Below are 21,174 nucleotides of genomic sequence, written 5' to 3' on the forward strand. Positions count from 1 at the left end.
AAAACCACCGTTTCCTGCTTATTTTAAACAGATTCTATTGCTTCAATCTCAAAGGAGCGCGACTCTAAAACTCGTAAGATCGCTTCGGCAGTATCAAGGGAGGTACAAACTGCCACTCCATTTTCCACCGATTCCCGCCGAATTTGGAAGCCATCGCGTTCCTTTCGTTTCCCGCTTGTCATTGTATTAACTACAAGCGTGATCTGTCCGTTACGAATATAGTCAATCAAAGTTTCGTGATTTTCTCCGATTTTTTTCACTGCTTGGACAGGAATTTCTGCATCTTCAAGAGATTTTGCTGTTCCAGACGTTGCCATGATCGTAAAGCCGATTTTGTTGAACCGTTCTGCGAGTTTGATTGCTTCTTCTTTATCACGGTCAGCCACAGTTAGAAGAACTGTTCCGTAGTCCGGCATTTTAGTCCCGCTTGCGACAAAACCTTTATAGAGCGCTTTTTCAAGCGTTGCATCTTTCCCCATAACTTCTCCTGTTGACTTCATTTCTGGGCCGAGCGAGGTATCGACGCTGCGCAGTTTCGCAAATGAGAAGACCGGCACTTTAACGAAAATCTCGGATTTTTCTTTGGCCAAACCGGCTTCGTATCCAAGCTCTTGAAGTGTCTTGCCGAGGATCACTTTAGTGGCCACATTTGCCATTGGGATGTCCGTGATTTTGCTTAAGAATGGTGCTGTCCGGCTAGAACGCGGATTCACTTCGATCACAAAGACTTCTTCGCCACTAATGATGTATTGAATGTTAAGCATTCCTATGATGCCTAGCCCTTTGGCAAGCTTTGTCGTGTAATCGGTGATGGTTTCCTTGACTGCTGCGCTTAAGCTTTGCGCGGGATAAACCGCAATCGAATCTCCTGAATGGACACCTGCACGTTCAATGTGTTCCATGATGCCTGGGATGAGTACATGATCGCCGTCACAAATGGCATCTACTTCGACTTCTTGACCTTGAAGATAGCGGTCAACAAGAACGGGATGCTTCGGATTGACTTTCACAGCATGATCCATATAGTAGCGCAGGGCTTCTTCTGATTCGACGATTTCCATGGCGCGACCACCGAGTACGTAAGATGGGCGCACAAGGACAGGATAGCCAATTTCTGTGGCTACTTGGATAGCGCCGTCTACTGATGTTGCGGTTTTTCCGGCTGGTTGTGGGATATTCAGTTCATACAAGGCTTTTTCAAATTCATCTCGGTTTTCCGCGCGGTCAATGTCTCTAAGGCTGGTTCCAAGGATTTTCACTCCGCGCGCTTCTAGGCCTTCAGCGAGGTTGATTGCAGTTTGCCCGCCAAATTGCACGATGACGCCACGTGGCTGTTCAAGTTCAATCACATGCATCACATCTTCTAGTGTGAGCGGCTCGAAATAAAGTTTGTCGGAAATCGAGAAATCCGTTGAAACCGTTTCTGGATTGTTATTAATGATGATGGCTTCATAACCGGCCTGCTTAATCGCCCACACGGAATGAACGGTCGCATAGTCGAATTCGACGCCTTGTCCGATCCGAATGGGGCCAGAGCCAAGCACGATAACACTTTCTTTTTCTGAGCGCAGCGATTCATTTTCTTCTTCATAGCTGCTGTAGAAGTAAGGCGTTGTGGATTCAAACTCGGCGGCGCAAGTATCCACCATTTTGAAAACCGGCCAAATTCCTAGCTGTTTGCGTTTTTGATAGATCTCGTCTTCCGTTTCTCCTAACAGACGAGCAAGAAAGGCGTCGGAAAAGCCGAGGCGCTTCGCTTCATAAAGTGTGCTCGCCTCACCATTTTGTTCTTCGAGCAATCTTTCTGTCTTAATGATTTTTTCAAAGCTGTGCAAGAAAAATAAATCAATTTTCGTTTTATCGTGCAAGCTTGTGACACTTTCTCCTTTCCGGAGAGCCGCTGCAAGGAAAAACAAGCGGTCATCCTCAGGAAAGCGAATCTTACGGTCACGCACTTCATCTGTTGCCTGTTCTGCTTCTTCAAGGTACAAGTGGTCACAGCCGATTTCAAGTGAGCGAACTGCTTTTAAGAGCGCCTCTTCCCAGTTTCGTCCAATCGCCATGACTTCGCCTGTCGCTTTCATTTGCGTTCCAAGGCGACGATCTCCGGATTCAAATTTATCAAATGGGAAGCGAGGAATTTTCGCCACCACATAGTCTAGTGTTGGTTCAAAATGAGCGTAAGTTGTCCCTGTTACCGGGTTTTTGATTTCATCCAGTGTAAGCCCCACCGCAATTTTAGCCGCTAGTTTTGCAATCGGATAACCTGTTGCTTTTGAAGCAAGGGCCGAGCTTCTGCTAACTCGCGGATTCACTTCGATCACATAATACTCATAGCTGTTTGGATCAAGGGCAAGTTGGACGTTACAACCTCCTTCAATTTCAAGCGCGCGAATGATTCGAAGCGAGACATCACGCAACATTTGATATTCTCGGTCTGAAAGGGTTTGACTAGGTGCAACGACAATGGAATCGCCTGTATGTACACCGACTGGGTCGATATTTTCCATGTTGCAGACGACCATCACATTATCATTTGCATCGCGCATCACTTCATATTCGATTTCTTTAAAACCCGCTATACTCCGTTCGAGTAGACACTGTGTCACGGGGCTAAGTTTCAAGCCACTTGCAACAATTTCTTCGAGTTCTGTATCGTTATGGCAAATCCCGCCGCCAGACCCGCCAAGTGTATAAGCAGGGCGAACAATGACAGGGTAGCCGATTTCCGAAACAAACTGATGTGCTTCTTCAAGGGAATGAATGATTTCACTTTCTGGGACGGGTTCCCCGAGCTCATTCATTAAGTTCCGAAATTCTTCGCGATCTTCCGCTTTTTGGATCGCTCTTAAATCTGTTCCAAGGACTTCGACATTCATTTCTTCTAAAATGCCAGCTCGAGCTAGTTCCATCGCCATATTAAGCCCTGTCTGTCCACCTAGTGTGGGTAAAATGGCTGAAGGTCGCTCTTTTCGAATGATTCGAGAGACAAAGTCTAGTGTGATCGGTTCGATATAAACCTTATCTGCCATTTCAGCATCCGTCATAATCGTCGCTGGATTAGAGTTGACAAGAACGACCCGGTATCCTTCTTCTTTTAAACTTAGGCACGCTTGTGTTCCTGCATAGTCAAACTCAGCAGCTTGTCCAATGACAATTGGTCCCGATCCGATAACAAGAATTGTTTCAATATCTGTTCTTTTAGGCATGATCCACCCGTCCTTCCCGTTCTAAATCCATCATTTCCATAAATTGATCAAATAAATAATTCACATCGCCTGGTCCCGGATTCGCTTCTGGATGGTACTGCACGGTATAAGCTGGGTATTCAGCATGTGCTAGTCCTTCGATTGTGCCGTCATTTAATTCCACGTGAGTCACAACAAGATCGCTATTTTGAACCGAGTCTTGCTCCACTGAATAGCCGTGATTTTGTGCAGTGAAGTCCACGCGACCGCTTGCGAGTTCTTTAACTGGATGGTTAGCACCGCGGTGCCCGAATTTCATTTTGAATGTATCTGCTCCGTTTGCAAGTGCGAATAGTTGGTGCCCGAGGCAAATGCCAAAGAGCGGAACAATTCCTTGAATGCCTTTTACCATTTCGATAGCTTCTGGCACATCTTTTGGATCCCCGGGCCCGTTTGAAAGCATGACACCATCTGGATGAAGATTCAAGATTTCAGCAGCGCTCGTGTTATACGGCACAACGGTGACATGGCAATTGCGCTTGTTGAGTTCTTTTAAGATGGAACCTTTGACACCAAAATCAACAAGGACAACGCGTTTTCCTTCGCCTGGGCTGATAAATGGCTTGGAAGATGAGACTTCAGCAACTTGACTTGTACTTAATCGAACCGATCGTAAATGATGGAGCAACTTTTCTTTATCCGTCTCATTTTCGTAAGGAGCAAGAAGTCCTTTAAGGGTTCCTTCTTGTCGAATCATTTTTGTTAATTTGCGAGTATCGATACCAGCAATACCCGGAACATCTTTTTCTTTTAGGAATTCATCGAGTGTCATTTGTTCTCGCCAATTGGACGGGTTCCTAGCAGCTTCTCGAACGATTACTCCTTTTACAACGGGTTGAATGGATTCAAAATCGTCGCGGTTAATTCCATAATTTCCAACAAGCGGATACGTAAAAGTAATCATCTGTCCGTAATACGATGGATCTGTGATCGTTTCCTGATAGCCTGTCATCCCTGTATTAAAAACGACTTCCCCGACTGTCTCTTTGTCCGCTCCGATTGCGTCGCCTATGAAGTGTGTCCCGTCTTCTAGTAGTAAAATTCTTTTTTTCATTTTACTTCCCCCTTATAAACGACTTTTCCTTCAAATAACGTGAGTACTGGATAGCCTACGCATTTAACGCCAGTAAAGGGCGTATTTTTTCCTTTTGATGCAAATTGATTAGGATCAATGGCTTGCTCTTTTTCAAGGTCAAGTACTGTTAAGTCAGCCGCTTCGCCTAATTTTAATTCGCCAAATGGCAACTTGAAAGCTTTAGCCGGTTTAATTGTCATCCAGTCCACAAGCTGTTTTAGCGTCCACTTTCCTGTTTTCACAAAGTGCGTATATAAAAGCGGAAAAGCTGTTTCTAATCCGACAATTCCAAACGACGCTTCTTGCATAGGAACGTCCTTTTCTGCGGTTGCATGAGGAGCATGATCAGTGGCGATGAAATCAATGGTTCCATCTTCTAGTCCCTCAATCAAAGCGTCTTGATCGATTTTGCTTCGCAGTGGTGGGTTCATTTTCCAGTTTCCAATATTTCCCGGAATATCTTCTTCATTTAAAAGTAAATGATGCGGTGAAACTTCAGCCGTCACACGAATTCCTGCTCGCTTAGCATCTCGGACGACGCGAACGGATTCTTTTGTGGAGATGTGACAAACGTGATAGTGACAGTTAGCTGCTTCTGCTAAAAGCACATCGCGCGCAATTTGGACGGATTCCGCAATGTTTGGAATCCCCTTAAGGCCTTCACTCTTAGCAAAGGAGCCGTCATGAACCACGCCACCATAGACGAGCGAATTATCTTCGCAGTGCGCAACAACAGCCATATCTAGTTTAGAAGCTTCAAGCATTGCTTCATACATTGTTCCAGCTAACTGCACCCCAACGCCATCATCTGTAAATGCAAATGCGCCTGCTTCTTTTAAGCCACGAAAATCAACTAATTCTTCCGTTCCCAGTGCCTTTGTAATGGAGGCATATGGAAGGACTCGCACCTTGGCGGTTTCCTTAATTCGGTCTACAAGTTTTGTCATGATTTCAGGGGAATCAGGAACTGGCTTCGTATTGGGCATTGCGCAAATTGTTGTGTAGCCCCCTCTTGCAGCGGCGTTTGTTCCCGTTTCAATCGTTTCTTTGTGTTCACCGCCTGGTTCGCGTAAATGAACATGTACATCAATAAATCCGGGGGTGACAAGCTTCCGAGCAGCATCAAAAGATTCTGCCTCAGGCTTATCGATATGAGAGGCGATTTTGATGATTTTCCCATCTTCCACTAAAATGTCTTGCTGAATTTGTTCCCCTGTTTCGCTTAAAATGTGTCCATTTTTAATTAAATACATGTTTTTCCGCTCCTTTACGCTTTCCGTTTAATATGGTTTCTAGAATGGCCATCCTTACAAAAACGCCATTTGTCATTTGCTCTACAATCCGAGATTGCTTGGATTCAACGAGCGAGTCCGCAATTTCTACGTCTCGATTTACTGGGCTAGGGTGCATAATAATAGCCTCTTGTTTCAGCATTTGGGCGCGCTTTTCAGTTAAACCGAAGCGTTCATGATAGTCTTCCTTTTGAAACCCTATCGCTCCATTTTGGTGCCGCTCATGTTGCACTCGAAGTAGCATCATGACATCTACTTGTTGCGCTGCTTCGTCCATTGTCAAGTAGGTTCCATAAGCTAGCGATTCTTCATCAAACCATTCTTTTGGTCCTGCAAAATAAATTTCTGCGCCGAGTCGTTTGAGCACTCGCATATTAGAGTTGGCTACGCGGCTATGTAAGATGTCACCGGCGATGGCTACTTTCAAGCCTGCAAAGCTTCCAAATTGTTCTTTAATAGTAAACAAGTCTAGCAAACACTGACTGGGATGTTCCCCGCAACCGTCTCCGCCACTAATAATTGCAATGTCAAGATCGTTAAGTTCGTCGTAGAATTTTTCATCGGGATGCCTCACAACGGCAGCTTCAACGCCAAGCGCTTGCATGGTGAGGAGGGTATCGTAAAGGGTCTCGCCTTTTGTCACACTTGATTCACTCGCCTCAAAACTCAGCACTTCAAATCCTAATTTCCGCTCGGCTACTTCGAAACTATAGTGTGTTCTTGTGCTTGGTTCAAAAAACATATTGACGATAAAATGACCGGCGTCAATCGTTGCTTTTTCTCCGTTTTTAAAGGCTGCGGCACGTGTAAGAAGGTTTTCAATGTCTCCAAGTGATAGTTCTTCCATTGATACTAAACGTTTCATTTTGCATCCCAACTTTCTACAGATTTAATTCAGTTAGTAAAACGCCTCTTTTAGAGGGTCTAAAAGAGGCCTTATGAACTCATTTTGCGTTCTTTTTCTCAGGAATAATTAAGTTGAGAATAATACCAACAACAGCGGCCATCGCCATTCCAGTGATTTTCACTGAATTGATTTGGACGAAAAAGCCACCGATTCCGATTACAAGAACGACGGATGTAATAATTAAGTTCCGGTTAATATTTAAATCAATTTTGTTATCGATCATCATTCGCAGTCCACTTGAAGCGATAACGCCGAAAAGTAGGAAGGAAATTCCACCAAGCACCGCTTGTGGGACGGAAGTGATAATTGCATTGATGTAGCCGATAAAGCCAAACAAAATCGCGAATACCGCAGCACCGCCGATCACAAATACGCTGTAGACACGTGTGATCGCAAGTACACCAATATTTTCCCCATATGTCGTAACTGGCGGACCTCCGACAAGCGACGCGATGATCGATGCAGTTCCATCACCCAGCAAGGAACGATGTAAGCCTGGATCTTTAAAGAAGTTACGATTCGTAATTTTATTTAAAACAAGTTGGTGCCCCATGTGCTCAGCCATCGTAACAAAAGCAAGTGGCGCCATACTGATAATCACGGTCAAGGTTACGACCGGATCAGCATCCAAAAATGGAATCGTGAAATCTGGAATTTGGAAGAGGCTGGCTTGTTTAACGAGTGTGAAATCAACGAGTCCAAACGGAATGCTCGCGATGTAGCCCACAAAGAAACCAAACAAAATGGGAACGAGCCCAAGGAATCCCTTAAAGAACATCATAGCAATAATTGCTCCAGCAAGCGTAATTAACGCGACAGCAACAGAACGGAAGCTATAGTCCGCAATGTCAGCGCTTGTTCCCATTGCCATGTTTGCGGCACTTGGTGCAAGGCTAAGACCGATAACCATAATGACAGGTCCAACAACAACTGGTGGTAAGACTTTTTGAATCCAGTCTACGCCGGCATAATAAACAATCAACGAGATAATAGCGTAAACTACCCCTACAGAGAACGTTCCGACCATGACGGATCCGGGGGAATGTTCTTCCATAATGAACATGCTAAGCGGCTGTATGAAGGCAAACGATGAGCCTAAATAAGCTGGAATCTTGCCGCGTGTGATAAGCAGGTAAGCGAGGGTCCCAAGTCCACTTGAAACAAGTGCCACCCCTGGGCTCATCCCGGTTACGCTTGGAACAAAAATCGTTGAGCCAAACATTGTGAAAAGATGTTGAATGCTTAAAATAATCCACCGGTGCCACGCCGGCTTTTCATGAATATCAAGTACTGGTTTTGAAGCTGTGTTTTGCTGTTCTGTCATTATAAATTCTCCCTTCTACAAAAAAACTCTTCGCAATAAGTTGCGAAGAGTTTATAAATCCCCCAAAGGAAAGCTAGCTACGCTTTCTTTAGAAAATGGATACACTCTTCGCTGCCTCTCTGGACTGCAATTAAAAAGTGGTGTATGCGATTTTTAAGGTTTTAAGATAAAGACAGCATCTTCTGCGCCGTCAACTTCTTCCAAGTGGACTTCGATGCGTTCCCCTTTGGAAGTAGGGACGTTCTTCCCGACGAAATCTGCTCGGATGGGTAATTCCCGGTGCCCACGATCTGCAAGCACAGCCAAGCTGATTTGATCCGGTCTGCCAATATCCATCAGTGCATCCATTGCGGCACGCACTGTTCTCCCCGTGTAAAGTACATCATCAACCAGCACAACTCGTTTTCCTTCCAGCGAGAAAGGAATCTCTGAACCATTTACAGAGGGTTCTTTGGTGGTTTCGTTTTTGAAGCTAAGATCGTCCCTGTAAAGTGCGATATCAACACTTCCAATCGGTACGTCTGTTCCTTCAATTGAATCAATCCGATCTTTAATTCGTTTCGCTAGGTAAATCCCGCGTGTCTTAATCCCGATGATCGCTAAATTCTCAGTGCCTTTGTTTCGCTCAAGAATTTCATAGCTCACTCGAGTAAGCGCCCGCGTAATTGCTGCTCCGTCCATCACAACAACTTGATTTGTCATAAGGAACCTCCTCTTTGATACAAAAAAAACCTTTGCCAAAGCGGCAAAGGGTATAGACGTACCTCACGAATTAAAATGGAGAACCTTCTCCAAAATGAGCGTTAACCTTTTCAGCCTCTCTGGACTACATTTAAAGGATCTTTTCAATTGATACAAGCTTACCTGAAAATAAAGCTGTTGTCAATCATTTTTAGGCATTTTTTTCTTGCCTTGTTTTTAGATTCCAAACAAAGGCATCTAGTTCAGATGGGTTTTTAATTATTATAAAACTATTTGCATGCTCTTCTAGCAGTTGTAAAAACTTCGACCGGTTCGCTTCAAATTCACTTGTCCAGTGGCACATAGCTCGAAGCATTTTTAGGCTAGGGGTATAACGACTTTTTTCAAGTTTGCATTTTTGTTTGAAGTACCGCATGAAGATACGTTTTCTTCTTAGCGCAAGCGGTGGGTCCAAAAAGACTATCTCATCCGCTAAGGTAAATAAATCGTGGTAAGATTCCCGGTAAGTCCCTTCCACAATCCAGTTTCCTGCCTTATCCATTTCTTTAATTTGTTGCCACTGCTAGTCTTTGGAGCGCTTAGCACTTTTTTTCGCTTGTTCCGTGCACAAAAACATCCAGTTCATGATATGGAATGCCAAGCTCTTTTTGTAACTCTTTTGCGAGTGTCGTTTTTCCGCTCGCAACTGAACCTATAATCCAAATTTTCATAGCGACCCTCTTTTCTTTCATTGCTAAATATGTAGCACTGTGGTATTATCCTCTATATTGTTTGAGAAAAGGAGGAATGGCTGATGTCGAAATCAAAAGCCAAAAAAAAAGCGTGAAAAGCGTGTTCGTGAAGGCTTGCTTAATCCCGAAATCAAGCGCAGCCCTTACGCGGCACTTGATCTTAGAACGCGTGCGACGAAAACGAAAAAAGATGCTTTGTACCAAGTGAAACATAAAAACCATTCTTTTAATGAGGAAAAGAATGGTTTTTTATTTGGCTCTTTTTTACTCTTCACGTAGCTTTTCTAATGTTTCTTCAAAGATTTTCGGCAGTGGGGCTTTAAAATGCAAAGCCTCCCCTGTTCTCGGATGAAGGAATCCAAGTTCGCTTGCGTGCAGAAACTGCCCGTTTCCTGCTAGCGTATTTTTGGGCCCATATTTTGGATCGCCTGCAAGCGGGTGACCAATGTATTTCATGTGGACCCGGATTTGGTGCGTCCGTCCAGTGTCGAGCTCGCACTTCACAAGGGTATAATCCCCGAAACGTTCAAGCACTTCGAAATGGGTGCGCGCTTCTTTCCCATCCGCCACTACAGCCATTTTCTTGCGGTCTTCTTTTGCTCGACCAATCGGCGCTTCAATCGTTCCTTTTTGATGTTTGATATCACCATGAACAAGTGCGAGATAAATGCGGTCACTCGTTTTGGCTTTTAACTGTTCAGAAAGCGACTCATGGGCGATGTCATTTTTAGCGACCATCAGTAAGCCTGATGTATCTTTGTCGATCCGGTGCACAATGCCAGGCCGAACGACACCATTAATCCCTGAAAGATCCGTACAATGGTAAAGTAGCGCATTAACAAGCGTTCCTGTGCTATGACCGGCTGATGGATGGACCACCATGCCCTGCGGCTTATTGACCACTAAGACATCTGCATCTTCATAATAAATATCCAGTGGAATGTTTTCTGGAGTAACAGAAAGCTCTTCAGGTTCTTCCATTTCATAGCTCAGCTCATCGCCAGCTTTCACCTTATAATTCGCTTTTGTTTTTTCACCATTAACAAGAACCGCTTGTTTTTTTATGAGCACTTGAACAAGCGAACGGCTCTCGCCTGTCAAAGTCGAAAGTGCCTTATCCAAACGTTCCCCGTTTAAATTTTCTTCAACTTGCACGATTTTTTTAGTCATTCGATTACCCTTTCGTTTTCCGATCGTCTAAAACAATGTAAATCAGCATCAGAACAACACCTATAGAAAGTGAGGCATCCGCTAAATTAAAAATTGGGAAATGATAGTTTCCCCAAACCGTTGAAACAAAATCCACCACTTCTTTGTGAAGAATCCGGTCGATAAAATTGCCAAGCGCTCCTCCTAAAATAAGCGCCAAACTAATGGAAAAAAGTGGTTTTCCTTTGGCATATTTCGCCATAATATAAATAATAGCCACACAGACCACAACGGTAATGATATAAAAGAGCCACATTTTACCTTCTAAAATGCTCCACGCAGCACCGTTATTCCGGTAACTCAGCCAATATAAAAAACCCGGGATCACCGTGATTTTTTCTCCAATTTCCATCTGCGAAATCACAATCCACTTCGTCGCTTGATCCAAAATAAGAATAAGAAGTGTGATCAAATAATAATACATAAGTGTGTCCCTCTTTTCAAAAGAAAGACTGCTCCGCTTGATTCGGGCAGCCTTTCAAGTAGTGTTATATCCATTGTATGATAAACTGCAGTAAAAATAAAGCTGCAATCACATACAAGATGCGTGATACTTTTTCTTTTCGTTTTACAAACGCATTTAAAATGGGATAAGCGACAAATCCTGCCGCGATTCCATCTGCAATGCTATACGTAAACGGTATGAAAACAATGATCAAAAGCGAGGCAAAAATATCAGCTTCGTTTTCGAATTTCATTTCGCGCACTTCTTGCACCATCGACATCCCGATCACAATCAAAATTGGTGCAACCGCACTTCCAGGGATGACCGCTAGAAATGGCATCAAGAAAAAGGCGGATAAAAAGAGCAGTCCTGCTGTAATAGAAGCTAGGCCCGTTTTAGCACCGCTCGCAGACATCGAACCACTTTCAAGCGCCGAAACCGTTGGACTTGTCCCAAATATCCCGGAAAGAAATACCATGACGGAACTTGTTTGCAGCACTTTTCCTAATCGCTTTTCGTGCCCAAGCTGGCGAGTTTGACCAAATGTTAATCCAACCGTTTCAAACACAACGACCATCGTGAGTGAAAACACACCGCTCCAAAATGCAACATCTGTCACTCCGCTAAAATCCATTTGCATGAAAACCTTTTTTAACGGCTCAAAACTGAGCGAAGCAGCACCAGTGAATGAACCATTTACGCCAAATAAATAGCCAATCCCAGTTCCTAGAAGTAAACTAATTAAAAAGGCACCGGGAATCTTGCGGATAATAAGAATCATCGTCACAAGAAGCGTTAACAAAGTTGCAAGGACGAACTTGTCATTTAATGCCCCGAGTTCTAAAATAGCGTGTGAGCCTCGAACGATAACTTTTCCTTTTTCCAGTCCAAGAAAAATCAAAAAAAAGACCGAGCCCTACTGTAATAGCTTGCTTTAAAATGAGCGGAATGGCCTCATTCAAAAGCTGTGCAAGTGGCGTAAAGGTGAGTATCATGAAAAGCACGCCTGATACGCATACAACAGCCAGGGCTTGTTCAAATGAAAGACCTGCGCCTTGAACAAGACTATACGTAAAAAGCGCATTGATTCCCATACCTGGCATTAAGATGAGCGGCAAATTAGCCCAAAAACCCATTAAGATACAGCCAATCGCAGAAATCAAAATCGTAGCAAGTGCAACACCTTCTTGACTCATTCCTGCTTCCGCTAAAATAGAACTATTAACTGCGATGATGTAAACAACAGTAAAAAAAGCCAATAACGCCTGCTAAAAGCTCTTGTTTGATCGAAGTTTTTTCCTCTCTTAACTGAAAAATCCGATCGAGTTGTTTCTTCATAAATAACCTCTATATAAAATTGTCCCTCTCCCAGCCCACAAGGATACGCCTTGTCACGGCTTCCCATTATAGCAGAAAAATAGTTAAAAGTAAATTCTCCTAAAGGCGTCATTCTGTGCTATAATTCTTGCGTTAGGGAGGGAAATTCATGCAGCAGGCAAGTAGTTATTTCGAAAAATGGAAACAATTTTTCATCATCTTTTTTCCAATTGTCATCACACAATTAGCTCTTTTTTCAATGACTTTCTTTGATACAACAATGAGTGGGCATTATTCAAGCACAGCGCTTGCTGGAGTTGCGATCGGAAGCTCACTTTGGTCCCCTGTTAACGCGAGTTTGACCGGGTTTCTTATGGCTATTACTCCAATCGTTTCACAACTTATCGGCGCTAAACAAGACAAAAAAAGTAAAAGCCACCGTTCATAATGGTATTTATGTGGCATTGATTATTGCTTTTATCCTCATCCTTATAAATCTTTTTCTAGTTCCGATTCTTTTGACACACATGCACTTGAATGACACTGTTACATCGACGGCAAGGCATTTTCTGACAGGAATTTCTATTGGACTTCCAGCTTTTTTCCTGTCGGCTGTGTTGCGTTCTTTTATTGATTCACTAGGCTTAACGCGAGTCAGTATGGTGATTACACTTGCAACCGTCCCCGTTAATATCTTACTTAATTACCTTCTCATTTTTGGAAACTTTGGCTTCCCTGAACTTGGAGGTGCTGGAAGCGGCTATGCAACAGGAATTACCTATTGGCTTGTTTTGCTCGTTTCCATTTTGCTGATTGAGACACACCGTAAAATTCGGCACTTTCAAATTTTCAGTAAACCATCCGTACCTTCCTTCCAAAAAATCAAGGAAATCCTTAAAATCGGCATTCCAAATGGTCTAACGATTTTATTCGAGACGGGTATATTCTCCGCAGTCACCATCTTAATGAGTCGTTTTGGCACAGATATTTCGCTGCTCATCAGTCAGCAAACAGTGTTAGTACATTGCTTTACGCCTTCCCCCCTCAGCATCGCAAGTTCACTTACGATTCTTGTTGGTTTTGAAACCGGTGCAAAGCGGATTGATGGCGCTAAAGCTTACCGCCATATAGGAATGATCACAGCCATTTTTATAGGAACGCTAAACGGTACTCTCCTTTTCTTTTTCCGGGATCAAGTAGCAGGCTTCTACTCCAGTGATGGAAACTTAATTCCTTTGATCACACACTTTTTACTATATGCTATTTTATTCCAGTTTGCTGATGCTCTCCTCTCACCAGTACTTGGAGCGCTTCGTGGCTATAAAGATGTCGCCATCACTTCAGTTGTTGCTTTCATCTCTTACTGGATTGTTGGTCTTCCTGTTGGGATTTTCTTATCCTATAGCTCACTTGGCGCTTATGGCTTTTGGATCGGACTCAGTACAGGACTTTTCACTGCTGCTTTTATTCTTTCGATTCGTGTTCGCTATACCGAAAAGAATTATACATTTTGAAAAGCTCAGCATTCTTTCATTCTAAAAAGACCTCGAAAAAAGTGTTTTCGAGGTCTTTTATCTTAAAACACACAAAATAGGTTTCAATGAAATGAAGTTTTTCATTTAACCATTTTTTGCACATCTAAAACCTAAATTGTTACTTGCGGACATTCCGGAATTGCCATTACGAGCCGCGATTCGATATCGCTTACAGTAAGATTGGTGGCATAAAAAGGATCCACCTCGAATCGCATACATTTGATCATCTTTTCTTTGAAAATTTTTCCAAAAGCGATTTGCTGAATAATGATTAAATTCGTTCAAACTGATTCTAGCAGGATTTAAGCACCATTCCCAAACATTTCCGATCATTTGATAGCAACCATACAAATTCGGCTCATACGTTTGAACAGGAGCAGTATCCATATAACCATCCAACCCCTCATTTTCAAGCGGAAAATCTCCTTGCCAAATGTTACAGTGATATGTCCCATTTTGTAAAAAATCTTCTCCCCAAGGATAACGTTCTCTATCCGTACCACCTTTTGCTGCAACTTCCCATTCCGCTTCTGTAGGAAGTCTCTTTCCGGCCCAATTACTGAATGCAATGGCATCATTTCTAGAAACCTGTACTACTGGATGATCCATTTTTTCCCTAATCGAGGAATTCGGTCCTGCTGGGTGTTTCCAGTTTGCGCCAGCTACCTCAAACCACCAACTTAATTGATTTATTTTTTTACTGATTTGTTTTGTTTCTTCGTCTAAAAAGTAATGAAATACAAATGAGGAACCAAATTTTTCTGCATCTGTCACATAGTTTGTATCCTGAACAAATTCTTGAAATTCTTGATTAGTGACTGTGGTTGCATCTATATAAAAGGCAGGCAATTCAACTGTTATTTGAGGACCTTCTTGATCAAATTCAAAACCTTCTTTAGCATCTGTTCCAATTTTATAACTTCCCTTTGCTATAGAAATCAAGCCATCACTTCCTTATTTTAATAATAGCCAACCATTATAGATATTGATCAACAAAACAACTAGAATAACACTTTGAAAAACAATTGTTACTTTATCTGGAGAGAGAATATTGCTGATTTTTGCCCCTAATAATCCGCCAAGAAAAGCAGCTGGGATAACAAAAAACAACATGGATAAATCATACATTAAAAAACCTGTGGTGGTAGCAATCGTTGTGAGTTTTGCAAATTGCGAAAAAAGAATGGTACAGATCGAGTAAACTGCAGCTTCTTTAATGGGCATTGCAAACATTAACATGAGAAGGGAAACATTGATTGGACCCCCACCAATTCCTAGTAAACTAGCTAAAAAGCCAAGTATGATCCCACAGAAAATATACCACCCCAAATGGTGCAAATGGAAACTTTTCCATTCATATCTTGAATACAGAAATGCAAAAACCAGCGTGATAATCGTCAATATAATTTGAACGAGCTGAACTGAACCCCCTTTCCCAAAGTAACCTAAAAGATAATCAAATAAAACATTCCCTAGAATGCCACCAACAATAGCACCACCAGACACGCTTAGTACACGAACCATATTCAAATGAATACCGCCACTTTTTATTTGACGAAAAGTAGAAACAATAGCCATCGTAAAAACTGCTGTGGAAGAATAAAAAGATATGGCAGCAACCGAATGCCTACCAATCAAATCTAAAATAGGTTTAATGATGACGCCTCCACCCATTCCAGAAATGGCTCCCACCATGTTAGCGAAAATGATGACGAAGAAATATAAAATCCCAGTCATATTTTCACCTGTGTTAAGCATTTCAAGATTTCATCTATTTGTGGAATAAAAACTTCGAGCAGGGATTGATAGCCACACATGTTTTCTTCCTCATTCACATACATGCAATCCTTCATTCTTTTGCATCCCCCAAGACACATTTGTTCGAAAGGACATTTGCTACAAAAACTTGGTCGCTTTTTTCTTTCGCAAATAAATGGACTAGTTATCCCACGATTAAATAGTTGCCGAATAGATAGCTCCTGAATAAACCCCAGTCGGTAAGTATCTAACACATAAAAATCACAAGGATAAACACTTCCATCTGCTTCTATCACATACTGCATTTGACATTCTCCTAGTATTCCACATGCAGTAATTTCTCCATCTACCAATAGATGAATAAGGTCATCGAACAGTTTTATGCTTCGATATGTTCCTTCATGCAATTCAATGAACCATTGTTCTAAAATGGACAGATAGAAATTTTTAAATCCTTCTGGAGACAAGGCATATTTCGTTGGTGATTTTAAAGAAAGATCTGGCAAACAAGGGATAAACTGAATAAAACCAATATTCTTCTGTTGGATAAACGAATAGATTTGCTCAGGCTGACTAGCCAATTCACTAGTTAATACACAAAGTATGTTATAGTCAATTTGATATTCTTCAAACAAGTTCTTTACTTCCATTACTTTAGAAAAAGTACCTTTTTCTTTCGGATCCACTCGATTTTTATCATGCAGTTCCTTTGTACCGTCTAAAGAAAGCCCCACTAAAAATTGGTTTTTTTTTAAGAAAATCACACCACGTTCTATCAATCAGCAATCCATTCGTTTGTATGGCATAACAAACTTTCACTTTCTTCATTTGCTCGTTCACTGCTCTAACAATGAACTCAAAATAGGAAAGTCCTGCAAGCGTTGGTTCACCGCCTTGAAAATTAAGTGTCAAATGATCTCCCTCTTCTAAATCTATAAAAATATTCGCAATCATTTTTTCTGCAGTTTCAAGAGACATTTTACCATAAGACTTGACCTCTCGAAGTGAGCTAACATCTGTATAAAAACAATATTTACACCGAATATTACATAAAGAAGAGGCCGGCTTAATTAAAACTGAAACATGCTTCATAGTTACTTCCTCAATTCTGCTTTCATTTCCTGTAAATTTATAAATAATTTTCCAGTCCGAGACGAACAAATTCGCTTTTCGGTGCTTCAATTTTTTTCATAACTTCAAAAAGTTTTTGAATCATTTTTTCTTCAATTTCCGGATTATCCAGCGGCTCTTCTTGTGCTTTATCTTTTTCAAGATCAAACAATAAGTGTCCAGTGGAATAAGAATCAATAAACGTTGAAACTTCAAGTTCTGCATAGGGGTATTGATTCGTAAATCGATTACCTTCTTTTAAGCGCATCTGATCAAGAATTTCTTTTTTTATAAAACCCCTCATTTGAGCAAAATTTAGCGTTTGAATGGTGACAGGTCCATTGGAAGGATGCACAGATGCGCGCATATAAACATAACGACCATCAAAGATATTAACATGCCCTCCATTTGTTCCAAAAATGATCTCTCTATGGTTTTCATGTACGGAAGGCTCTTTTTTCAGTGCCCCAATTATCGATTTTCCATCCATATCCAACTGATTGTCTATCTCAAAAAAATCAAGCAATGTTGCAGGTAAATCAATGGTTTGACTAAGCATTGTCGAGCGCTTCCCTTTTTCCAAATCCGGGTGGCTTAAAAAGAAAGGAAGGTGAATAATTTCTTCGTACATTGGCGCTATATTTTTTCCAAGCCAATTATGCTCCCCAAGCAAGAAACCATGATCCGTATTAATTATGATAAGTGTATCTTCCCACATATTCTGTTGGTCAAAAAATTGAAGTAGTTTCCCTAAGTTTTGGTCACACAAGGAGATTAAAGCTGCATATTCATTTCGAAGTTCCAAAAGCGCCTCAGCACTTATAGAATCATCTGTACGACCATATCTAGGCCAAAAAAATGGATTTTTCCCTGGATTGTTTTCGTAAAGCTTTCGAAACTCATCTGGAACATAAAAAGGCTCATGCGGATCGAAGCATTCAATTTGTAAAAACCAATTATCTTCTTCTTGATAAGTTTTTAAAAATTCAATTCCTGCTTCCACTGTTTTAACACTTGACATTTCTTCCACATTTCTCTGCCTTGTTCGATTCGCATAATGTTGTTCAGCAGAAATCCCAGTTTTGTTTAAAGGATTCGTATTCTCTTCTTGTCGATTCTTTCTCGGTACCCACCGATCTCCTTCCTGTCCCCTGAACCCTTCCCACGTAGAATAGCGATTATGATAGGTGGCGCCACCGTCTTCAAAATAATGAGAGTGATCTGTTACAAGATGACAATAAACTCCATTCTTCTGTAAAACTTCAAAAACTGAGTGATCAAAGGGTTCTAGTTGGCCCCACATCCGGTGCATAAAATTATAACGCCCCGTGTGCAATTCCCTTCTAGCAGGCATACACGGCATACTTCCTCCATAAAAGTTATCAAATGTAATCGTTTTTTCTCTTAACTTGTCAAAGTTTGGGGCTTTTACCCAATCATTTCCGTAATTTGGAAGAAAGTCTCGCGTAAGTGTGTCAAACATAACCATGACAGCTCGCATTTCATTTCCTTCTTTCTAATTTTATTTCACAATACTTAAAACAACATTTGGATTTAAATCAGGTTCATGGCTTTCTTGACTCGAAATCACATCCAGATATTGATCGCTGTTTGTAATGATAACTGGAGTTTCTACTGAATAACCTTCTTCAACTAATTTGTTCAGATCAAATTCAATCAGCAAATCCCCTTTTTTCACTTGATCTCCTTGTTTCACTTTAGCGTCAAAATAACGACCTCCAAGATTTACTGTATCCATGCCAATATGAATCAGTATTTCAACACCGTTCTCTAGCTTTAGACCGATAGCATGTTTTGTTGGAAAAAGTGTTTCAACCGTTCCATCTGCCACTGCATATACTTTTCCTTCAGTTGGTCTAACTGCTATCCCTTTCCCTAATAACCCTTCTGAAAAAGCTGGATCTTTAATGGAAGAGAGTGGAAGAATTTCTCCTTGAATGGGAGATTCAAGATGCAACGTTTCCAATAACTCTTTTGGTTCCAACTCTTCCTCATTTTGTTCCTGTGACTCCTCTTTTTCAGCTGCTATATCCGCGGTTGGATCATATCCTAACTTTGTCATAGTCAAAACAAAACTAATGATAAAGGCAACCAAAATAGCTAATAAGGCTCCAAAAAAGGCGCTATTCATGCCAGTATCAGGATTTATATAATTGGGAATCCCAAATATTCCCATGCCACCAATAATATAGTTTTTCGTACCAAAAAATCCCATAATAGCCCCACCTACAGCAGAAGCCACAAGTGTAACGATAAACGGTTTCTTCCTTGGTAAAGTCACACCATAAAGTGAAGGTTCAGACACCCCAAATAAACTCGAGATAAATGCTGGGATACCAATAGCGCGTACAGATTTATTTTTCGAACGAATAACAATCGAAAGCACCGCAGCCGCTGTTGCAAAAGGAGTAGCCATTCCAAGTACCATAACTGGATCATATCCTAATACGGAAATATTATTAATGGCAATTGGTATAACTCCCCAGTGCAAACCAAACATAACGAGTACTTGCCAGAGTCCTCCAACAAAAAGACCCGCAATGATCGGATTAAAATTATAAATTCCTAGAGCCGCAGCACCTAATAAATTACCAATCCAAGTTGCAATAGGACCAATAATCAAGTAAGTAAGGGGAACCATAAGAATGACTGTCAAAAAGGGAACTAAGAAACTTTTAACAACACTAGGCGTTATTTTTTTAAGGAATCTTTCTACTTTAGCAGCAAAATAGGTTGAAATTACAATAGGAATAACACTAGAACTATAACTCATTAAAATCACTGGAATCCCTAAAAAAGTAATGTAGATTGGAGCCTCGAAAATAGTTCCTTGGAAAAGAGTGTATAGCGGTTCTTTTCCTGCTGTAAATGTTGCAAGTGCTGGATATACGAGTGCTGCACCAATTGCCATTCCAAGAAAAGGAGTTAAACCAAATTTCTTTGCTGCTGTGTAACCCAAGAAAATGGGGAAAAAGTAGAAAAAGCAATCCCCAGCAGCTTGTAAAATTTGAAACGTTCCTGAATCCTTCGTAAATAGACCTAAAGATACAAATAGTACATTTAGCCCTTTAATCATCCCTGTTGCCGCAAGTAAACCCAAAACAGGAGTAAATATGCTTGAAATCATATCAATAAAACGATTAAACAAACCTTTTTTCTCTGATTCTCCCTCTGAAGACGAACTTTCATCGCTAAGTCCTGCATACTCCATAAATTCTTGATAAACTTCAGGAACGTGGTTTCCAATGACAACCTGATATTGTCCTCCACTTTGGATAACTGTAACGACTCCTTTAATGGCCTTAATTTTATCAGTCTGTGCTTTATTTTCATCTTTCAATTTAAAACGAAGCCTTGTTACACAGTGCGTTAAACTGGCTATATTTTCTTTTCCACCAATTTCAACTAACAATTTACTCACGAGTTCTTTATACTTCAACATTCTCATCCTTTCTCATTTTCTTCAACAAAAAAAGACAATACCAATAGAAGCCAATAACCTAGCCTCTAATTAGTATTGCCTGCATCACCAGTAACACCTAATTAATTCTCTATTAATTTTTGAATATGGAGCGTTAAATAAAGTAATTCATTGTCATACAGTGTTATTTTTAAATAGTTTTCTATTAATTTTGCGGTTTCATAGGCGGCAGGATACTTTTCAACCACATGTACGAGCAACGGATTTCCAGCATCTTTTTCCATAGAATCGACTCGTTTAAAAAAGAAACGGAGATGAGTAACAAAGCGATCGAAAGCAATACTATTCTCATCAATCTCTGTTTTATTGTGAATCCGGATGATCGTAACGATGTCCCTAATTTTCTCCGTCAACTTCTGAATATCTTCAACCTGCTCACCACTTTTAATGATCTGCGCATTAATAAAGTGAAGAGCAATATTTCCTGCTTCATATTCTTCGGGCTGTATATGAATCTTGTCTTTAATTAAAGACAAGGCATAGTTTCCAACCGCATATTCCACCGGATAAAATTTTTTTATTTCCCATGTTAGTTGATTTGGAATTTGTAAGCCTTCTTTCATGAGCGCTACCAAATTACTAATATGGTCTGTTAGTGAAATATAAATCGTATCACTTAATTCGTACTTGATTTTGCTCTTAGCAAAACGAATAATGTCATCTGCGATCGAAGCATATTCAACTGATATATTTTGGAGCAGTTCCGAAAAGCGATGCATAGATCGCGCTTCATCTAAAACAAAAGTTCTTTCAATTTTGGTCGAGTCCGCTTCGTCACCGGGCCTTTTTTTTAAAGCCTAATCCTGTTCCGATCCAAATGAAGTCTTTTCCTTCCTTTGCAACCAAAACTGCATTATTATTTAAAATTTTTTTTTATTCGCAATTATACCTCCTCTCCCTCCAAAAAAAGCTATACCCCAATAAGCCCATCTTCTTGTTTAAGAAAATGATAACTTATTAAGGTATAGCCTGATAAATTCAAATTCAGTAACTACCCTGTAACACAAATTAAGTATAGC

Annotated in this window: 20 protein-coding genes and 1 pseudogene; 2 read left to right on the plus strand and 19 right to left on the minus strand. The window is 41.0% G+C overall.

Annotated elements, in window-relative coordinates; genetic code table 11:
- Nucleotides 1–23 precede the first annotated feature (23 nt).
- The 11 genes and pseudogenes from carB to MAQA_RS04220 form a co-directional block, all read right to left on the minus strand.
- The gene (gene carB / locus MAQA_RS04175; RefSeq protein WP_036071688.1) at nucleotides 24–3,209 is read right to left on the minus strand and encodes a carbamoyl-phosphate synthase large subunit; all 3,186 of its coding nucleotides are present in this window, start codon (nucleotides 3,207–3,209) and stop codon (nucleotides 24–26) included.
- A complete protein-coding gene (locus MAQA_RS04180) occupies nucleotides 3,202–4,302 on the minus strand; it encodes a carbamoyl phosphate synthase small subunit (RefSeq protein WP_036071690.1) in 1,101 nt (366 codons plus the stop codon). Before MAQA_RS04180 ends, carB begins: the two co-directional genes overlap by 8 nt.
- Entirely contained in the window at nucleotides 4,299–5,576 is a 1,278-nt protein-coding gene (locus tag MAQA_RS04185) for a dihydroorotase (protein WP_036071692.1), read from the minus strand. The genes MAQA_RS04180 and MAQA_RS04185 overlap by 4 nt, the downstream gene beginning before the upstream one ends.
- On the minus strand, nucleotides 5,563–6,480 hold the full coding sequence (locus MAQA_RS04190; RefSeq protein ID WP_036071694.1) for an aspartate carbamoyltransferase catalytic subunit: 918 nt from the start codon (nucleotides 6,478–6,480) through the stop codon (nucleotides 5,563–5,565). Before MAQA_RS04190 ends, MAQA_RS04185 begins: the two co-directional genes overlap by 14 nt.
- 79 nt (nucleotides 6,481–6,559) lie before the next feature.
- Nucleotides 6,560–7,846 carry a solute carrier family 23 protein gene (locus tag MAQA_RS04195; protein ID WP_036071697.1) on the minus strand — a complete coding sequence of 429 codons (1,287 nt, stop codon included), beginning with the start codon at nucleotides 7,844–7,846 and terminating at the stop codon, nucleotides 6,560–6,562.
- A 153-nt stretch (nucleotides 7,847–7,999) separates the two neighbouring features.
- Nucleotides 8,000–8,548 (minus strand): bifunctional pyr operon transcriptional regulator/uracil phosphoribosyltransferase PyrR, encoded by a 549-nt coding sequence (pyrR, locus tag MAQA_RS04200; RefSeq protein WP_036071700.1) that lies wholly within the window; start codon nucleotides 8,546–8,548, stop codon nucleotides 8,000–8,002.
- Between the two features lie 190 nt (nucleotides 8,549–8,738).
- On the minus strand, nucleotides 8,739–9,089 hold the full coding sequence (locus tag MAQA_RS13560) for a P-loop NTPase family protein (RefSeq protein WP_052008459.1): 351 nt from the start codon (nucleotides 9,087–9,089) through the stop codon (nucleotides 8,739–8,741).
- A 37-nt stretch (nucleotides 9,090–9,126) separates the two neighbouring features.
- Nucleotides 9,127–9,258, minus strand: coding sequence for a hypothetical protein (locus MAQA_RS16035; RefSeq protein WP_277619935.1), 132 nt, complete (start codon nucleotides 9,256–9,258; stop codon nucleotides 9,127–9,129).
- Nucleotides 9,259–9,543: 285 nt separating this feature from the next.
- Nucleotides 9,544–10,449 carry an RluA family pseudouridine synthase gene (locus tag MAQA_RS04210; RefSeq protein WP_036071703.1) on the minus strand — a complete coding sequence of 302 codons (906 nt, stop codon included), beginning with the start codon at nucleotides 10,447–10,449 and terminating at the stop codon, nucleotides 9,544–9,546.
- A 4-nt stretch (nucleotides 10,450–10,453) separates the two neighbouring features.
- Complete coding sequence (gene lspA / locus MAQA_RS04215) at nucleotides 10,454–10,912, minus strand: signal peptidase II (protein ID WP_036071706.1); 459 nt, start codon at nucleotides 10,910–10,912, stop codon at nucleotides 10,454–10,456.
- A gap of 64 nt (nucleotides 10,913–10,976) precedes the next feature.
- A pseudogene (locus MAQA_RS04220) lies at nucleotides 10,977–12,271 on the minus strand (NCS2 family permease).
- Nucleotides 12,272–12,419: 148 nt separating this feature from the next.
- Here MAQA_RS04220 and MAQA_RS16040 point away from each other — a divergent pair.
- Both MAQA_RS16040 and MAQA_RS04225 read left to right on the plus strand, forming a co-directional pair.
- The gene (locus tag MAQA_RS16040) at nucleotides 12,420–12,698 is read left to right on the plus strand and encodes an MATE family efflux transporter (protein ID WP_277619936.1); all 279 of its coding nucleotides are present in this window, start codon (nucleotides 12,420–12,422) and stop codon (nucleotides 12,696–12,698) included.
- 10 nt (nucleotides 12,699–12,708) lie between these two features.
- Entirely contained in the window at nucleotides 12,709–13,764 is a 1,056-nt protein-coding gene (locus MAQA_RS04225; protein WP_277619937.1) for an MATE family efflux transporter, read from the plus strand.
- 105 nt (nucleotides 13,765–13,869) lie between these two features.
- On the opposite strand, the gene MAQA_RS04230 is transcribed toward MAQA_RS04225, so the two are convergent.
- From MAQA_RS04230 to MAQA_RS16565, 8 genes are all read right to left on the minus strand, one after another.
- Entirely contained in the window at nucleotides 13,870–14,727 is an 858-nt protein-coding gene (locus tag MAQA_RS04230; RefSeq protein ID WP_036071709.1) for a formylglycine-generating enzyme family protein, read from the minus strand.
- 12 nt (nucleotides 14,728–14,739) lie between these two features.
- Nucleotides 14,740–15,543, minus strand: a complete 804-nt coding sequence (locus tag MAQA_RS04235) for a sulfite exporter TauE/SafE family protein (protein WP_241463081.1) — start codon at nucleotides 15,541–15,543, stop codon at nucleotides 14,740–14,742.
- Nucleotides 15,519–16,322 (minus strand): SPASM domain-containing protein, encoded by an 804-nt coding sequence (locus MAQA_RS04240; protein WP_241463082.1) that lies wholly within the window; start codon nucleotides 16,320–16,322, stop codon nucleotides 15,519–15,521. The genes MAQA_RS04235 and MAQA_RS04240 overlap by 25 nt, the downstream gene beginning before the upstream one ends.
- The gene (locus tag MAQA_RS15290) at nucleotides 16,240–16,635 is read right to left on the minus strand and encodes a radical SAM protein (RefSeq protein ID WP_241463083.1); all 396 of its coding nucleotides are present in this window, start codon (nucleotides 16,633–16,635) and stop codon (nucleotides 16,240–16,242) included. The genes MAQA_RS04240 and MAQA_RS15290 overlap by 83 nt, the downstream gene beginning before the upstream one ends.
- A gap of 37 nt (nucleotides 16,636–16,672) precedes the next feature.
- Nucleotides 16,673–18,154 (minus strand): sulfatase family protein, encoded by a 1,482-nt coding sequence (locus tag MAQA_RS04245; RefSeq protein ID WP_036071711.1) that lies wholly within the window; start codon nucleotides 18,152–18,154, stop codon nucleotides 16,673–16,675.
- Between the two features lie 21 nt (nucleotides 18,155–18,175).
- Entirely contained in the window at nucleotides 18,176–20,113 is a 1,938-nt protein-coding gene (locus MAQA_RS04250; protein ID WP_036072161.1) for a beta-glucoside-specific PTS transporter subunit IIABC, read from the minus strand.
- 104 nt (nucleotides 20,114–20,217) lie between these two features.
- Complete coding sequence (locus MAQA_RS04255) at nucleotides 20,218–20,874, minus strand: PRD domain-containing protein (RefSeq protein ID WP_241463084.1); 657 nt, start codon at nucleotides 20,872–20,874, stop codon at nucleotides 20,218–20,220.
- 55 nt (nucleotides 20,875–20,929) lie between these two features.
- A complete protein-coding gene (locus MAQA_RS16565) occupies nucleotides 20,930–21,001 on the minus strand; it encodes a hypothetical protein (RefSeq protein WP_420911932.1) in 72 nt (23 codons plus the stop codon).
- Between the last annotated feature and the right edge of the window lie 173 nt (nucleotides 21,002–21,174).

It is taken from the genome of Listeria aquatica FSL S10-1188 (assembly GCF_000525795.1).
GTDB lineage: Bacteria > Bacillota > Bacilli > Lactobacillales > Listeriaceae > Listeria > Listeria aquatica.